This is a genomic window from Neobacillus niacini, assembly GCF_000759675.1.
In the GTDB taxonomy this organism is placed as follows: domain Bacteria; phylum Bacillota; class Bacilli; order Bacillales; family Cytobacillaceae; genus Neobacillus; species Neobacillus niacini_A.
In genome coordinates this window covers 136,725-152,741 of record NZ_BAWM01000045.1, presented here as the reverse complement: position 1 = coordinate 152,741, position 16,017 = coordinate 136,725, and the positions used below count along the sequence as shown (strand labels likewise).

The 16,017-nt window shown below is 36.3% G+C and carries 13 protein-coding genes and 1 pseudogene; 7 read left to right on the top strand and 7 right to left on the bottom strand.

Translation table 11 applies throughout. From position 1 onward, the window contains the following. Positions 1 to 109 precede the first annotated feature (109 nt). From TR08_RS17600 to TR08_RS17580, 5 genes are all read right to left on the bottom strand, one after another. Complete coding sequence (locus TR08_RS17600; protein WP_045520337.1) at positions 110 to 1,972, bottom strand: hypothetical protein; 1,863 nt, start codon at positions 1,970 to 1,972, stop codon at positions 110 to 112. Further along, the gene (locus TR08_RS17595) at positions 1,972 to 2,583 is read right to left on the bottom strand and encodes a CHC2 zinc finger domain-containing protein (RefSeq protein WP_045520335.1); all 612 of its coding nucleotides are present in this window, start codon (positions 2,581 to 2,583) and stop codon (positions 1,972 to 1,974) included. The genes TR08_RS17600 and TR08_RS17595 overlap by 1 nt, the downstream gene beginning before the upstream one ends. A gap of 279 nt (positions 2,584 to 2,862) precedes the next feature. Continuing rightward, positions 2,863 to 3,186: a hypothetical protein gene (locus TR08_RS17590; RefSeq protein WP_045520333.1), complete on the bottom strand. Its 324-nt coding sequence runs from the start codon at positions 3,184 to 3,186 to the stop codon at positions 2,863 to 2,865. A 251-nt stretch (positions 3,187 to 3,437) separates the two neighbouring features. Then, positions 3,438 to 3,761 (bottom strand): hypothetical protein, encoded by a 324-nt coding sequence (locus TR08_RS17585; RefSeq protein ID WP_045520330.1) that lies wholly within the window; start codon positions 3,759 to 3,761, stop codon positions 3,438 to 3,440. A 20-nt stretch (positions 3,762 to 3,781) separates the two neighbouring features. Then, positions 3,782 to 3,973, bottom strand: coding sequence for a hypothetical protein (locus TR08_RS17580; protein WP_045520327.1), 192 nt, complete (start codon positions 3,971 to 3,973; stop codon positions 3,782 to 3,784). A 138-nt stretch (positions 3,974 to 4,111) separates the two neighbouring features. On the opposite strand from TR08_RS17580, the gene TR08_RS17575 reads away from it, so the two are divergent. Beyond that, complete coding sequence (locus tag TR08_RS17575) at positions 4,112 to 4,987, top strand: hypothetical protein (RefSeq protein WP_045520326.1); 876 nt, start codon at positions 4,112 to 4,114, stop codon at positions 4,985 to 4,987. Positions 4,988 to 5,053: 66 nt separating this feature from the next. Then, entirely contained in the window at positions 5,054 to 5,446 is a 393-nt protein-coding gene (locus tag TR08_RS17570) for a terminase small subunit (RefSeq protein ID WP_052427502.1), read from the top strand. A 202-nt stretch (positions 5,447 to 5,648) separates the two neighbouring features. Here the strand turns inward: TR08_RS17570 and TR08_RS17565 are convergent, their stop codons facing one another. Then, a complete protein-coding gene (locus TR08_RS17565) occupies positions 5,649 to 5,897 on the bottom strand; it encodes a hypothetical protein (protein ID WP_370576341.1) in 249 nt (82 codons plus the stop codon). A 440-nt stretch (positions 5,898 to 6,337) separates the two neighbouring features. On the opposite strand from TR08_RS17565, the gene TR08_RS17560 reads away from it, so the two are divergent. The 4 genes and pseudogenes from TR08_RS17560 to TR08_RS33640 form a co-directional block, all read left to right on the top strand. Further along, complete coding sequence (locus tag TR08_RS17560) at positions 6,338 to 6,652, top strand: DNRLRE domain-containing protein (RefSeq protein WP_045520322.1); 315 nt, start codon at positions 6,338 to 6,340, stop codon at positions 6,650 to 6,652. Between the two features lie 76 nt (positions 6,653 to 6,728). Further along, positions 6,729 to 12,356, top strand: coding sequence for a DNRLRE domain-containing protein (locus tag TR08_RS17555; RefSeq protein WP_045520320.1), 5,628 nt, complete (start codon positions 6,729 to 6,731; stop codon positions 12,354 to 12,356). 17 nt (positions 12,357 to 12,373) lie between these two features. After that, positions 12,374 to 12,745 (top strand): DUF2750 domain-containing protein, encoded by a 372-nt coding sequence (locus tag TR08_RS17550; RefSeq protein WP_045520319.1) that lies wholly within the window; start codon positions 12,374 to 12,376, stop codon positions 12,743 to 12,745. A gap of 419 nt (positions 12,746 to 13,164) precedes the next feature. After that, a pseudogene (locus TR08_RS33640) lies at positions 13,165 to 13,317 on the top strand (recombinase family protein); the annotation flags it as partial. A gap of 215 nt (positions 13,318 to 13,532) precedes the next feature. On the opposite strand, the gene TR08_RS17540 reads toward TR08_RS33640, so the two are convergent. Then, the gene (locus tag TR08_RS17540) at positions 13,533 to 14,099 is read right to left on the bottom strand and encodes a hypothetical protein (RefSeq protein WP_045520315.1); all 567 of its coding nucleotides are present in this window, start codon (positions 14,097 to 14,099) and stop codon (positions 13,533 to 13,535) included. A gap of 410 nt (positions 14,100 to 14,509) precedes the next feature. Between TR08_RS17540 and TR08_RS17535 the strand changes: the two genes are divergently transcribed. After that, on the top strand, positions 14,510 to 15,475 hold the full coding sequence (locus TR08_RS17535; protein ID WP_045520313.1) for a hypothetical protein: 966 nt from the start codon (positions 14,510 to 14,512) through the stop codon (positions 15,473 to 15,475). Positions 15,476 to 16,017: the final 542 nt, after the last annotated feature.

The following is a 16,017-nucleotide window of genomic DNA, read 5'->3' as shown; positions in this document are numbered from 1 at the left end:
GAAATCAATAAATGGTTGTAATTTTTTGCTCTAAACTTTGTTCATGTTTGTTTGTATAATTTTTTTCAGGTCACATAGGTCTTGGTGACCTACATGACCCTGAAATTATTTATAAAAGAGCAGATTTTTTTAGCTTCATGACTCTTGTTTGCTTTTGACGTTTGCCGACATAGGCCCTAACGATATTACGAACTTCATTTTCAGAGCGATCTACCTCAATCATCTGCCGCTCAGCTAGCATCTTTGAGAGCATATACTTTGTAATAGGAAACCTTAACCCTTGACCTTGAAAATATAGGTTAATTTCCTTCATTACATTTCCGAGAACAAGGTAGTAAAATTCATGGTCTTCCCATCCGATAAAATGCCTGTCATCACTATATGGGTCATCCTTGATATCAATTATGGTTACAGACTTTGTATTAATCAAATCACGAAGACCTTCTGTAAATAACATAGCTGGGTCATGGGAATTCAAATTTAGAGCATGTTTTTTTGCTATTTTTCCTAATTTCTCAAGCGCAAGTGCCAAAGTTTTTTCCTTTTGCTCTTTATCAATAGCTTGGACATGGACATAAAACGAAAGTAACATCTCTAATCCTACTAATAACCAGGAAATTGTTTCTGTGACACGGCCATGTGTATTTATATTTAAGAAACGACTTCTATGCTCATTGAATATTCCTTTTAGCATGGCTGGTAATTGTTCCATTTGAGGTAATAACCACTGAATATACCCTTTAAAAGCATAGCTGTAATAGCTATTTTTTTCCTGAGATGTCTTTAATCTTTCAAGATTAATAGATTCGGACGTAAGCTCAATTTCCAAAAACCTTGCCGTTGTGCTTATTCCAGCCTTCGGTGTATCTTCCCCAGTAATTAAACAAATTCCACGAGGAGGATACGATTTGTGTAAAGATGTATCTGCTTTCATCCTTGATCTACCAACACGATCACCATAACCTCGAAGGATTTGTTGCGCAATTTGTTCCATCCTCTTACTTTCCTGTGAGGAATAGGTAGGATGATAGTCGTCAACCACCAAAAGGGTATCTTTAGTCAAAAATGCCTTTTTTTCAATGGCATTCATTGTATCCCTAAAACTGGCGGGAAGGTCTTTCCCACTACTGAATGCGCCAAAATGGGATTGAAAACACGCCGCCAAAGAGGATTTCTTCGAGCCGCTAGGCCCTGATAACCAAAGAACAAATGCAGGCTCAATCCCAGCTTTTCTAAGCGGCTCACAGAGAGGGGCAAGGCCCACCATTGCAATCAAGGGTAGGGTTACCTCTAATTCAACAGTCTTTAATAGTTCAAGACTTGCAAGTGCTGCCTTTTTTAAATCTACTACCTCATCAGCTGGTAATTGATATTTTTCAAGTTGATTACTTTCTAATTTAACGGTTATGTTTTCCTTCCCAATTGCTCCGCCAGCATGGAGATAAATCCATTCACCGTACACTTTTCTCCATCCTATGTGAGTAAAAATATTGTCTCTTGAACAATCAATAGAAATCGATTGTGCTGCATGGCGAATTTTATCTTTTACGGAGAAACCTGGCTCAATATTTGCTCTTAGCCCCCATGATGATTGGACCCAATTCATTGAGGGGAAATTTTCCGCGGGAAGGTAAATTTCCGGGAATATGCTTTCTTGCTGGGCCATTACACCACTGACGTGGTACATCAATTTTCGGTCAACACCATCATCTTCGACCGTTTCCCTTGTAATAAAAGGAATGAAGTTGCAAAGAGGGACATACTCATCTGCAGACTTCTTAAAACAAAGGTGTCCATTATTAACTGTGTAATTGGTGTTCTTTAAATTCTCACGATATTGGGTTATAATAGTTTCATACAATGATTTGGTTAGAGCAGTAATGTGGGGTTGCTGCTCCCCTTTTGTTTTTAGTTCCGAGAGTTCTTCCTCTGAAAAAACTTCCTTAATTATCTCAACACGATTATCATTCATTAAATATTCACCTCAAGAAATAATGGTTTCAGGTGCTTTACAGTAGCAACTTGTATTTCGAAATCATTTGAATCTATTTCTTCCAGATATTTATCAATCAAAGGCTTGAAGTGATACACCTCAACGAGCTTATCCAAATCCTCGAAGGAAACTACCTGTTTCATTGCTTGATTAAATAAATACCTATAGTGTAGTAGTTCCAATCTAATCTGATTTTTTGTTTCTTCAAAGCCTTGAAGGCGCTTTCTGTCGTTTTGCCATAGGTTGTAATCAACTGCCGTCCATTTATTTTTTATTCCTAGCTGTTTTTGCAGTTTGAGTTTTGCTTCTTTGTATGAAATGGAAAGAAATTTACTTACAAGATTTATTACATTCCCACTCCCGCAGCCTGCCCAACACTTCCAGGTTTCCGTCTTAGGCCAAATACTAAATGAAGGGCTTCGATCGGAATGAAAGGGGCACTTAATATCATAGGATTTACCGTTAAGTCGCCGATTTATTTTTAAATTTAATCCCCCATACTGATTCAGGACATCTTCAATTTTTAGTAGTCTTTTTATTTCTTCGACTACTAAATAGCTAGTGTCTTTATCATTTGTAGAAAAGGTCATAATGGTCACTTCCTAAATCATTTACTTTTAAGGCTCATTGATTGCCTTCATTGTGAATTCCTTATTTTGGAGTCTAAAAAATTTAAGGATTTAATATCACAGATATCCCTCCTTAATCAAGTAATCAATTTGCCACATGTCTGTGGACTGCCTCCTTGGCTAACGGACAGGAGACATCGCCGGTTAGGAAAGTCCTAACATGGTCTATTAAATTGGATGACTTTCTTTTTTACAATTACGTATAGCAACCTTTATGGTCAATTTCCACCCTTACATTAGCTATCGAAATCCCCCATTCTCATTTTTGACAATCTTTTGAGTATATTCGATGTCCTCTTCTGACAAGCCAACTGCATCAGCAATTGCTATTGCATAAATCCAGCAATATTCTAATTTGTAGATTCCTTTAACAACATCTAACTCTTTTTTATTTTCGTCCATTGTGCAGACAGTAAATAGGTTTGTTTCCTCATCTTCAAAAATATTAATCTTTTGAGCTCCAAAGGGGGCTAAAATTACAGGTCCAACTCCTGTTTCCTCTAGTAAATCTCTTGCTCTCTTTGCCAAATCTGTTGTTACTTCCGACAATGATCTAATAACCATATAACCGTCTCCTTAATTAAAATTAAATTCGTTTTGACTTTTTATTGAGCCCTGCTTAATCACTTACTGTTGAAGTAATATTTCAAATGGGCATCTAACCCGTCCTCACTCCATACCACAAACACTTGGTCTAAGGTGCTTATAAGATCACCCACAGCATGGTCGAGTGCCTCCTTGGATAACGGACAGGAGACATCGCCGCCAGGAGGTCCTGGGTATTTTTATTTAGTTTAGTTTATTAATAGTTTGGTTTACTTCTTTTGTAGCATCGATTTATACATATTCTCGGAAGTTATTTGAATCTCGTTTTCAGTTAAACCCGCTTCTTTCATAACCGCAGTTGCATACATTCTCGCGTAATCCAGGTGTAAAAATCCTTGGGCTACGTCTAACTCTTCGTTGTCACTCCAAGAGCAGATGCTATAATTGCCAGTTTTTTCTTCAAATATAAAGATTCTTTTCACACCGTTTGGGACAAGGATTATAGTGTTATAGTTGATTTCCTGAAGGAAATCTCTTGTGCTTTTAGCAACTTCCGTTTCCCTATCATCCAAAGTTTTAATAATTAATTTCATACATTTTCCTCCAAATTTTTTTATTTAATATCACTTTCAATCTCTTTTTGTACTTCCCGGATTGCCTGCATAATCATTGCTTTCTTTTTATCTGGAATTTCCTTGCGAATCCAACGGTAAAAGCTATTTTCAGAGATCCCCAATTTTTCTGCTACTGCCCAATCGGGAACATTTATTTTTGCCTTTTTTATGTCCTGATTTCTGTTTAACATTTTCCTTCACCACCTTATCTTTAGTAATAGTAGTAAGATTACTTACAAGGTTATTGTATTAATTCTTGTGAATAGTGTATATTTTATTATGTATAGAATTAGGTGGTACAAAAATAATTTAGTAATGAGGCGCTGCTTGTGAATAATGTAATTCCATCAATAGAAGATGAAAACTATAAAACGAAACCGGACTTTAAGAACCAAATGCCGTTTTATTCTAATGAATTTTTTGTTTATGAAAACTATGAAATTATCTTAGGAAGTGATGATATTTGGGGAAATCCAGAGGTAAGTATTAAGGCAACAACTGAAAATTACCGTATATTCAATCCCAACACATATCCTCAACATTTATATTTAGAGATAGCAAAGATAAAAATAGATGAAGAAATTGGAAGAATTACTAATGAAAAAGGTGAGTTTGAAGAAATTTTGTTACATCGAATACGTTCCTCTGAATCAAAAAAAAGCCTTTTGAAATTTTCTAAACACTTCGGACTTTTAGGGGTAAGTGAGCGGCTTTATTTTTTTAAGAGGCTTAATGAAGATGCTTTCACCAAAGGGCATACAAATATTGTGGTGACTGATTTTAAAAAGGATTTTATAAATCAAGATATGGTAACTGGAATTTTTAGAATGAAAATAGCAGTGGATTACCTTAATAAATTAGCTGAAGAAAACATTACAGAACATGAATATCTTGACCTTGTGAACATAGTTAATGATGAATTACCCTTTAAACAAGATCGGCTCCAAATAAAGGATGGTAAATGCTATCCGTCAATACTTTTTTCATCTTTAATCGATTTGGCATGGTGGCAACTGCGGGAAGCATTATTAAATGATACGGAATATAAGCACTGTAAAAATGACCGTTGCGGCAACATTTTTGCAGTTACTCATGGAAATCAGGATTATTGCCCACCTTATCCAAACAAGGATAGAAGTCATTGTGAAAATGCCTATAACAGGCGCCTAAAATATAAAAGGCGAAAATTAGCATCAAAAGATTGATTATCTGTTATAATTAAAATAGAACAAACGTTCTGTTCGTTGATACGAAAAAGGTTGGTGATTCAATTGATTCAACTAAATATTAAGCAAAAGAAATTCGCTGACTATTATATAGAAACAGGAAATGCAACGGCCAGTTATTTGAAGGCAGGGTACGAAGCCGAAGGAAATGCTGCTGAAGTAAACGCCAGCCGCCTGCTAAGAAATGCTAAGGTCCTGGAATATATTAAGGAGCGGAATGAACAATTGGAAGTGGAAGTTATTGCGGATATTACGGAAACAAAGCGGTTTTGGACGGAACTCTTGAGGGATGAAAATGCTGACATGAAGGATCGATTAAAAGCCTCTGAATACATCGCTAAAACGAATGGAGCATTTGTTGAGAAAAAGGAATTGCAGGGTGGATTTAACAATAAGATTACCTTTGGTTTTGTAGACCCATCTGTTTCAAGTGCTTAATTAATCATAGTGATTCATAGAGAGGAGTACAGTCATAATGATTGTATTTCTCTCCATTTTTTTGTAGCAATTACAATTGGTTCCACTGTAATTGAAATGGCTGATACCATAAAGGTATTACTGCTCATTAATCACAATGCCTCACCTTTCAGTACACCTGTATAAGCTAGAAGCAAGGAAATGGTGTAATTTGTAATATTCTCTAATTGTTTGGCTGCTGCAAGAAATGTTTAGAGTTCCTCAGCCGTAAGAAAATTACTATTAACCTCTTCATTAGTTTGAATGGTAATCTTTGTAAATCAATTTTTCGTGGGATAATTTCACTATCCACTGCAGCATTAACAGCTACTTTGAATAACCGGTGAAATAAGCGGACCGTACTAGGTTCGTATTTTTTTAAAAGCTCATTAATGTACATGCGTTTATAGGTGGTCTTATCCAGATCTGCCAATATAAATTTTCCAAGTAAAGGCTTCATTTGATACTTAATGGCATTCCCCGAATTTCTCCAGAATTAAGGATTTACTTTTTTCATTAAATTTCTGCGTATTGTAGTGGAGTTCCAATATAAACTTAAAGGTTTTCATCAGTAAATTATCCCCAAATCCCTTCTTGTTAATCTCAAGTTATTTATTACAAATAACCTTATTACTCTTCTAAAAAACTAGAAGTTAAGTATTTTTTAGTTAATCCTATTGTATCGCTTTTAATCAATCTAATTTTTTAAAAAAATAATAAAAAATGGATATTTCCACTCATTTTACCAAGTTTTACGGGAACTTATACCTATTCCACTTTTTGTGACAGCATTTTATAATCGTTCTTGTCGAAGTTTACTAGAATAATTTAGAAAAGAGGGAAAAAGTATGAAAAAAAGGGTATTTTTGGTTTATGTGCTATTTATTTTTATTTGCTTCGATGTTTGAACTTTCTTTCTTTAATCCGTTACAAGGTAAAGCAGCTACTTCCTCAAATCTTTTAACATGGGAAAGTACCTCAAGTGATGTAGAGGATACATTTGTCAGCAATCAAAATCCAGTGTCAAACTATTCTACTAGCCAGTATCTTGTTGTTGGAAAGCATCAAACATTTGGTACCACACGTTCCTATCTGAAGTTTAAGTTGCCTGAACTTCCAAAAGGTGCGGTTGTTCATTCAGCTAAACTCAGTCTCTATCAATATTATAATTCGACCAACCAAGCGTAAATAACAAGTCTTATAATGTCACCATCGAAGCCGGAAAAGTAAGCACTTTAACCCTAAATTAATTGGAGGAACATGTATGAGTCCGGGAAAAAAGAAAAATCAACTCTATAAATCTATTGTTTGGTCAATCATTTTTATGCTGCTGTTGTCTCTCATACCCCCATTACAAGGAAACACATTAGCAGCAGAAACGAAAGAGACTGTTAAGAATGTAAATGAGTTAAAAGAATTAACCGGTTTAAGAACCGAGAAGTCAAAAACATACCTCGATTCTAAAACACGGGAATACGTCCTGGAAGAATACACAGAACCAATTCACTATAAAAAGGATAAAAAATGGGAAAACATTGACAACACGGTTGTCAACGGGAAGCCGGAAACAGATGATGCCGATCTGTCCCTTGAGAACAAAGCAAATAAATATAGTGTGAAATTCGCGAAAAAAAATAAGGACAATCGAACAATCCGATTAAAGTGGAAAGAAAAGCAGCTTGAATTTGGATTGGCCGGTGCAAATCGGGTAACTGGAGAAGTCGAGAAAAACAGTGTGACTTATCCAGGAGTTTTTCCAAATATCGATTTGCGTTTTTTTGTTGACAATAACGCAGTAAAAGAAGAGCTCGTCCTTCATAGTAAACCGGAACAAAATCAATTTACGTATGAAGTCAATATGAAAGGACTTGAAGCTAAAGAAGGACAAAACGGTGAAATTCTTTTTCAGGATAATGAAGGGGATACGTTTTACACGTTAACGAAACCTTTCATGTATGACTCCGTTGAAAGTGTATCTCACGACATGACCATGAAACTTCGCGTCGAGAAAGGGAAAACGTATATCGATGTAACCTTCGCTCAAGAATGGATCAACTCTCCTGATCGGAAGTTCCCGGTGATTGTTGACCCAAGTGTGATCATTCACGATGCAACAACCGAGGATAACATGATTTCCTCTACCTATCCAAACAGTAATTACTGGCTTGACCCATCCATATATACGGGAAAACAAGTGTATTATGGTACAACCCGGACATTGATGAGATTTAATTTAAAGAACTTGTTAAGCGGAGCAAAAATTACATCCGCCAATTTCAGGCTAAGTTCCCATTCCAATACCAACGGATACAATCACACCGCTGGGGTAGGGGTTTTCCCAATTTCAAAATCATGGGATACGACTACCGTTATGTGGAACAATCAGCCAACGATTGATGCCCAAGTCTCAAGTCTGAATGTAACAACAGATGGGGACTATACGTTTTTCATCACCAACCTTGTAAAGGACTGGTACATAGGGAAAAAAGCCAACTACGGTTTTATGCTGAAAAACACCGATGAAAATATAAACCGGAAAATGTTCTGGTCAAGTGACTATTCCGCAGACCCGTTAAAAAAGCCCAAATTAACCGTTAATTATACGATTGAACCGATTGGAGTTGAAAGTTTTTGGACTTCAGCTGAGTCAAATGTTAATACATATAATGGTAATTTTTTTAATCAGGAAATCGATTTTACCATTGACGGTCGCGGATTGCCATTAACAGTCAACAGGACATACAACAGTCGGTCAACAGAATCAGGCATGTTCGGCTATGGTTGGAGTTCCAACCTTGATCAGAAGTTGACTTTTGCATCTGATGATCTAGTTTTATACAGAGATGAAGATGGCACCCAGCACTATTTCTCAAAGAATTCTTCAGGTGGATATGATTCTCCGGGCGGTGTCTATCTTCAGCTCGAGAAAAATGCAAATGGTACGTTCAAATTAATTGATAAAGACCAATCTTATGTAACATTTGATACCACTGGTAAATTAGTTTCGGAAACGGATTCAAACAATAACAAAACAACCTACACCTATACAGGAAGTCAACTTACATCTGTAACTGATCCTTCAGGGCGTAAAATAACAATTGGTTATGGAACTAACGGAAAAGTAAACTCTATTGTGGATCTTGCAAATCGTGAATACAAATATACTTACGATGCAAATGAAAACCTAACGGGATTTTCGAAAACTGATTCTAATAGGGTAATAACTCAAAGTACAGCTTATGGTTATGACACCGTACACCAAATGACCTCGTATACAGATGAAAAAGGCAAACAGATGTTTATGAGTTACAATGCTGATAAACGTCTGGTAAAACACGAACAGCCAGTTACAGTCCAGGGGACTTTACAAACTGATTATTATACGATGGTCTATGATACTTCAACCGGCATTTCCACAATGACCGATGCTAGAGGAGTAAAAACGGAGTACACCCATAATGCCTATGGGAATGTAACAAAGGTTATATCGGATGTTGGCGGTTTAAATTATACGAGGACCTATAACTATGATGATAAAAATAACCTCATTCAAGAAAAAGATGAAAATACGATAAAAAACGGGAGTACTGCAGCGTATAACTATACGTATGATGAAAACGGAAATGTAACAGGCTTTACCAATACATTAAATGAACAAGAAAAAATAAAATATGATGAGAACAACAATCCGGTTGAATTTACAGATGCAAAAGGGAACGTTTCAACCGAGGAGTATGACACCAAAAACAATAATGTCACATCTACTGATGCAGCCACCAAATCTTCTGCTACGAAATATGATGCAAACGGAAATGCAACCGAAGAAACGACTTCCGTTAGCATCGGAGAAAGTTTCTTATTGAACGGAAGTTTTGAGAATGATGGGAACAACGATAATTGGCCAGATAACTGGAAAAAGGTTGGTACTGCCACCTTCACATATGACACAAGTGGTGCTGCTGTACAAAATGCCAAATTAGGTTCAAAACAGATCAAAATTTCTAACCCGTCAACTGCAGTTGCGGTGGAAAGTGACCGGATTTCCTATAATCCACAAAAGAAATATGTAGTAAGTGGGTACATTAAAACCACTAATGCAAATTCGAATGCAAAGCTTGTCATTACAGGCGGCAATTCAAGCGGCCAGATGACCCAAACGATTAGTAGTGCCATGTTGAAAGGGACAACGGGTGTAGAAAGAATGCACTTTGTCATCAACCCGGGGGACCTTCCAAGCGACACCACATTTATGACCCTAAAAGCGTACGTGAATGCAGGTACAGGGGATTATTTCTTTGACGGTTTGCAAATTGAAGAAGAATACTATGGGGCCTTTAACTTAATCGAAAACAGCAATTTTGAATTGGATGCTGATAGTAATGGAGTACCTGACGGCTGGTACTTACCTGGTACCCTAACTTCTTCCGACGGGATTGATTCTACAACAGCTTATGCGGGCGGAAAATCTATTAAATTAACAGGACAACGTGGAGTCGATAAATTTATCCGCCAGGAATTAAAAGTCAATGGAACAGCGGGGCAGGAAATTACCGTATCCGGCTTTTCAAAAGTTGACGCACCGACAACTTCTGCCGGTCCTTATCAGATGAATATTGCCATTAATCACACAGATGGTACCATTCAATGGGTAAACGGTGATTTTGATAAGAGTAAATCACATGACTGGCAGCATGTTTCCCTTAGATTTGCAGCCACGAAAGACTTTAAGTCATTGACAGTTTACTATCAATACAAAGACCAGACTGGAACTGCTTGGTTTGACGCAGCTAAAGCGCAAGCTGGTTCTATTAGGACAAAATCAGAATATGACTCTCTTGGTAACTATGTAATCAATAGTACTGATCCAAACGGAAAAACAGTATGGAAATCCTATGATACTTTAGGAAATGTAACCGGAGAAACGGTTGAAGGAGATACATGGAATTATGAGTATGATTCAAACGACAATCTTACTAAGGTTCTGGATGAGTATAGAAGAATAACAACTTACGAATATGATAAGGCTGGTAATCATACAGAGACCATTAATGCAAATGGTAAAAAATCTGTATCAACTTATAATGAAAGAAATAATATAACTTCATTTACTGACGCACTTGGCCATAGTATCTTATATGAGTACGACCTGGTCGGCAATGAAACGAAAATCATTTCACCAAACGGAAGCGTAATCGAAAATACCTATAACAACGTTGACCGAAAAACTGCCACTTTACACAACGGAGTGAGGCGTTTCGAGTTTACGTATGATGCTAACGGCAATCTGTTGACAGAAAAAGACCTTCTTACAGGAGTTACCACGACGTTTGTATACGATGCCGATGATAAATTGACGGTGAAGAGCGATTCAACAGGCAAAAAGAATTTATACACATATGACAAAAATGGAAATCTTCTTACGAGTACGTTTTCATCGGGTACATCCAATATTGCTGTTAACCGGTCTGTGGATAAAAACAACCAGACTACTAGCATTACAAGTGGGAACACGGAGATTACTTTTACGTTTACAGAAAGTGACCAGGTTGCTGGTATTAAGAATAAAAATGGCATCTTCTCACTTTATAATTATGATGGAGCCGGACAGATTACCCGTCTACTGACAACCGATAAACAGGGGACTTCAATCGAATCCTTTGATTACACGTACGATGCTAAAGGGAATCGGGTTTCGGAAAAAACGAGCAGTGGAACAGCTCAATTCATCTTTGATAAAAGTGAACAGCTGACAAAGGAAGTACGTCCAAACGGGGATATTTTAGAATTTACGTATGATGCTGTAGGAAATCGCTTAACAAAGAAAGTTACAAAAGGGACCACAGTCACTACAGACACATATACGTATGATGCCGCTAATCAGCTATCGTCAATAAACGGCATGGCTGTGACACATGATAAATCTGGTAACATGACCAGTGATGGAAAGAGAACCTTCATCTATGATGCCGATGACCGTTTGATTGAAGTAAAGGAAGGAACGACTTCATTAGGAAAATACCAATATAACTCTGAAGGTCTTCGCGTCAGCAAAACAACAGGAACTACAACAGTCTACTATACATACGACGAAAATGATAATGTTGTATTAGAGACGGACCATGCTGGAACGATCATTGCATCTTATGTATATGATAATGCTAATCGTCCATTAACGATGACAAAAGACGGCAAGACGTATACGTTTCATGTGAATGTAAGAGGAGATATTACTTCTGTAACCGATGAGGCTGGGATAGTTGTAGCAAGATTTGAATATGATTCATGGGGGAATATTGTAAAAGAAACAGGTACATTTGCATCCAACGTTCCGTTTCGTTATGCAGGTTATCGTTATGACCTGGAGACTAAGCTTTATTATCTGCAACAGCGTTACTACAACCCGGAAATCGGAAGATTCCTCACTTTAGATCGTGTTTTAGGAGATAAAGAAAATCCAATCACCCAAAATGGCTATGCTTATGCTGATAATAATCCGGTTATGTTTGTTGATGCAGATGGTAACTTCGCACACTTAGTAATTTATGGTGGAATTGCTGCTTATAGAGGATATAAATTATATAAAGGGTATAAAAAAGTTTATAAAGTCTATAAAGTTGCTAAAAAAGTCAAAAAAAATACGGGTAGATCGGGTAAGCAAGCTAGACTGAGGGAGCTAGCTAATGATCCTAAGGTATCAAGAAGCCTTAGGGGTGAAATAAAACGAGATATAAATGAAATAAAGCGAAACAAAAGAAAAAACATTAGAGTACCTAAGGGATATCATTTGAGACATAGATATGGCTATGAAGCAAAGAAGGGATATAGTTATAAATATACTGATTTACAAACTATTAGAAGCCATAGAGTTCAACATAAATATCATGGATACTAAGAAGGGGTAGAAATCATATGAATAATGAAATTAATGCAGTAATTAAACTCCCTGCACCAAAAAGGTATGGATACTTTATAAAAAAGGTTGCAGACTTTGAAGAAATATGGGGATTATTTGATGGTGGTTGGGCAATGACAGAAGATTCCGAAGGAAACAAATTAGTCCCGTTTTGGCCTAAAAGTGAATTTGCAGATTTATGTACTGAAGAATATTGGAGGGGTTATAAACCAAAAAAAATTGACTTGGACGATTTTATAAATAAATGGATTCCTGGAATAAAAAATGATGGTATAAAAATAGCGGTTTTTTGGTATAATAACGATTCAGTTGTAATAGATCCTGATAGATTATTATCAGACTTAGAAGAGGAACTAGAAAATTATTAAGACTTGAATTTAAGATAGCACTGAATTTTAGAGATTAATCATTAATCCAGAGTTTATTTAAATTAATTTAAATCGAAGTATTATGTATTGTTGTAAAGTCACTTTGTTTCCTTTCAAAGTGGCTGTTTTTTTTAAACACAACATTTCGGAATTGCATATTCTAAAAATGCTAAAAAGTTTTCATACACCTTGGTTAAACATGCTGATATGCGCTATGTAGCAGGCTAAGGAAAAAAGAAAAAACAATTAACTATAGTTGAATAAAATGTAACGCCGACTAATTATATGGAATAGGCTTTTTTATTTGGATTAAACAAACGGTATCATAACTTAAAAGATGTGACATTGGAAAATAGATGTAATAACATCAATACATCAAACAGTGTCATAACTAATATTCATGAGTGAGGTTATGTAAAATGAAATATGGATACTGCCGCGTTAGTACTTTAGGTCAGGATTTGGAAGTACAAATTGAAAGATTAAAAGTAGAAGGCTGCGATAATATAATCGAGGAAAAATTTACTGGAACTAAGTTAGAAAGACCAAAGTTTAGCAACTTCCGAAAAGAAAGAAGAAGGTATCAAGTTTACATTTGCTCCGTCCACTTATCCAATAAAAAGCCGATTGTTTCTTAACGGAGGAAAAAAATCGGCTTTCTTCATTCAATAGAATATTTTCCCCGTTCAGTTGGTAGGACCTCAATTTGCCAATATCTAAATTACTTAGTAAGACCATTTTTGAGAAAATACATGTTTTGCACATTAATTTATGTTTTTATGATTAGCTATATTTTTTGAACGGTCCATTTAACATCATAATTAGAGTCATTACATTGTGTTTTTGTAAAGAAATGTTTACTTTCACTATGTTGACCAGCGTTCATCCATTCTTTGAGTGTATTAGGATTTACAATGATATAGTCTCCAGCAACAGGACCGTCACAGTCTCTAGTTGCCCAATCATATAATTCACCTAAACCCAATAATAATGCACCCCAAGCTAGATCACCTAATCCTCGTCCTTCATGATGATCTTCTCCCATGGAATCTCTTTTTTCAGCTTCTTCCTTCAATCTGGTAAAAAAGGGTTCCAGTTTTTCATTAGGTTTATGATTGCCACTATTTACTATTGCATAACTAAAGACTAGATTTTGTCCTTCTGGAACCTCCATGTCAATAAAGAGACGATCAATGTCATAATGACCGTTATTTAAGTCTCCCATTGGTTTTATTTCTGACTTTATCGGTTCACCACCGAATGGGTATCCATAAATTTGGACAAAATCCGTATCCTCATGGCGGGATCTAGTATCTTGAATATCAAAGCTATCTATTCTAATCCTTACCCTCATTAAAATGACCTCCACGATTTTAGATTAAAACTAACAACAACGTTATTATTGTTGATTAATTTGTTATTTATTCTTTGTACATGGAATTAAAAATGAGAAGTGAGACTCTAAATGATTTTTGATGATATTACTAAAACAATTCTACGGGTTTGTTCTTAACTGAAGAAGGATAAATAAACTGAATGGACAAAATTGAACGAGTGCTTGAACGAAAGAAGGTAGAAAGGCTCCCTTCTACTCGACTTGTTCAAGAAGCTGTTAAAGAAAGGGCAGGTATTTTACATAAAAGTTTTAATTGCGTAAAGTAAGGTAGCTCCTTAAATGTTTTTATATGCCCTTTTCTATAGAAATGGAAAGCAATTCTTCCATTTCTGCTATAATTTAGAAAATGGGTAGAAGGTGGGGTTTATATGGGAGTGGAAGTTTTAGGATTGTTAATAGACTGCATGGTTAATCTCGTTGTGTTTGTATTGATTGGTTATCTAATCAGCAAAAAGATCAAGTCAAAAAGATTAGTAATTATGATTGTTTCGGTGTTCCTAGCGGTCATAGCCTCAACTGCAAACATCATTCAAAACATGCCGAATGATGAAAAAAAAGAAGTGAAACAAGCAGCACTCACGGCATCAGATGTAAAAGAGAAAGAGAAACCCGTCTCACACCAAACGAAATTCAGTCTGACAGAACTTCAAAACTTATTCGACAAGGTCATTCATGACTCAAACGGCGGTGTTCTTGACATCAGCTATGCCCAGCAAGGCGACACGATAGAAGTCAATGTTAAAGTTCCCAAAGACGGATGGCAACTTGTAGATGAATCAACGAAGAATTCTATGGTCTCTCAAATCGGAAGAGGATTGGAGGTAGCCGTAACAGAAAGCACACTATATACGCCAGGCAAAGAGATATATGTCACTTTTATGAGTGACACTGGTAACGAGGAATTAGCCAACTACTCCAATCAGCAGGTCACAATCAATCCTTATTCGCAAGAAACGGAGTCAACCCCGGTTCAAGTGTCTACCGGATTTTTTACACTGGGTTCTTCCGAAGAAGATGTTAAGCTGATTCAAGGTGTCCCCACTTCAATCAGCGGGGACAGATGGGGATACGGTCTCTCCAGAATTACGTTTACCGACGGATTGGTATCTGGATGGAGTGAGATTGATACCAAATTAAAGGTGGTAATCCCCAAAACAGATGAGAATGCTTCTGCTTTTAGAATCGGCGACAGAAAGCAGGATGTCGTCAATGTGATGGGGACTCCAACTTCCATTACCGGCAATAGGTGGGGATATGGGCTGTCTAGGGTCACGTTCGAAGAAGACCAAGTTTCCGGATGGTCCGAAATTGATGTTCAATTGAAAGTAAAATGAAAACAAGGGATCCTTAATTAAGGTGCCTTTTTGTGTAGGATTTAATTTGTTATTTCCTCAGCAAGTTTTGTACTTCAAACAGAACACCTTACGATATGGCAGTTTTTTGCTGTTCAAGTAGTAAAATTAATAAAAATGTTGAAATATTGTAACATGCATAGCAGCACGACACTGGGTGGTAATATCGGGATAGTTTCGGGTATAAGCCTTTTTTAAAAAGAATAAATGAATCAGAACCCATCCATTTTTAAATTAGGGGATAAATGGAATCCCTTCTCGAAAATACAGCAGATGCAGATAATTCATATTAAGTTCATAACTTTCCCAGCCACCTTAATTTACTAGCCTCATAATAAAGGTAAAAGGAGTGGTTGAATTGAGCCGATTTGTTATTATGGAATTACAAATGAAAGAAGAATTACCTATGTTATATGACATTTATTTTAGGGGACAGGTTCTACTTCATATGAAGAGGAAATTCCTTTTATCGTTGTTGGAACAACTTCAAAAATGGATCGAGAGGCTGCAATTGAATTTTTAAG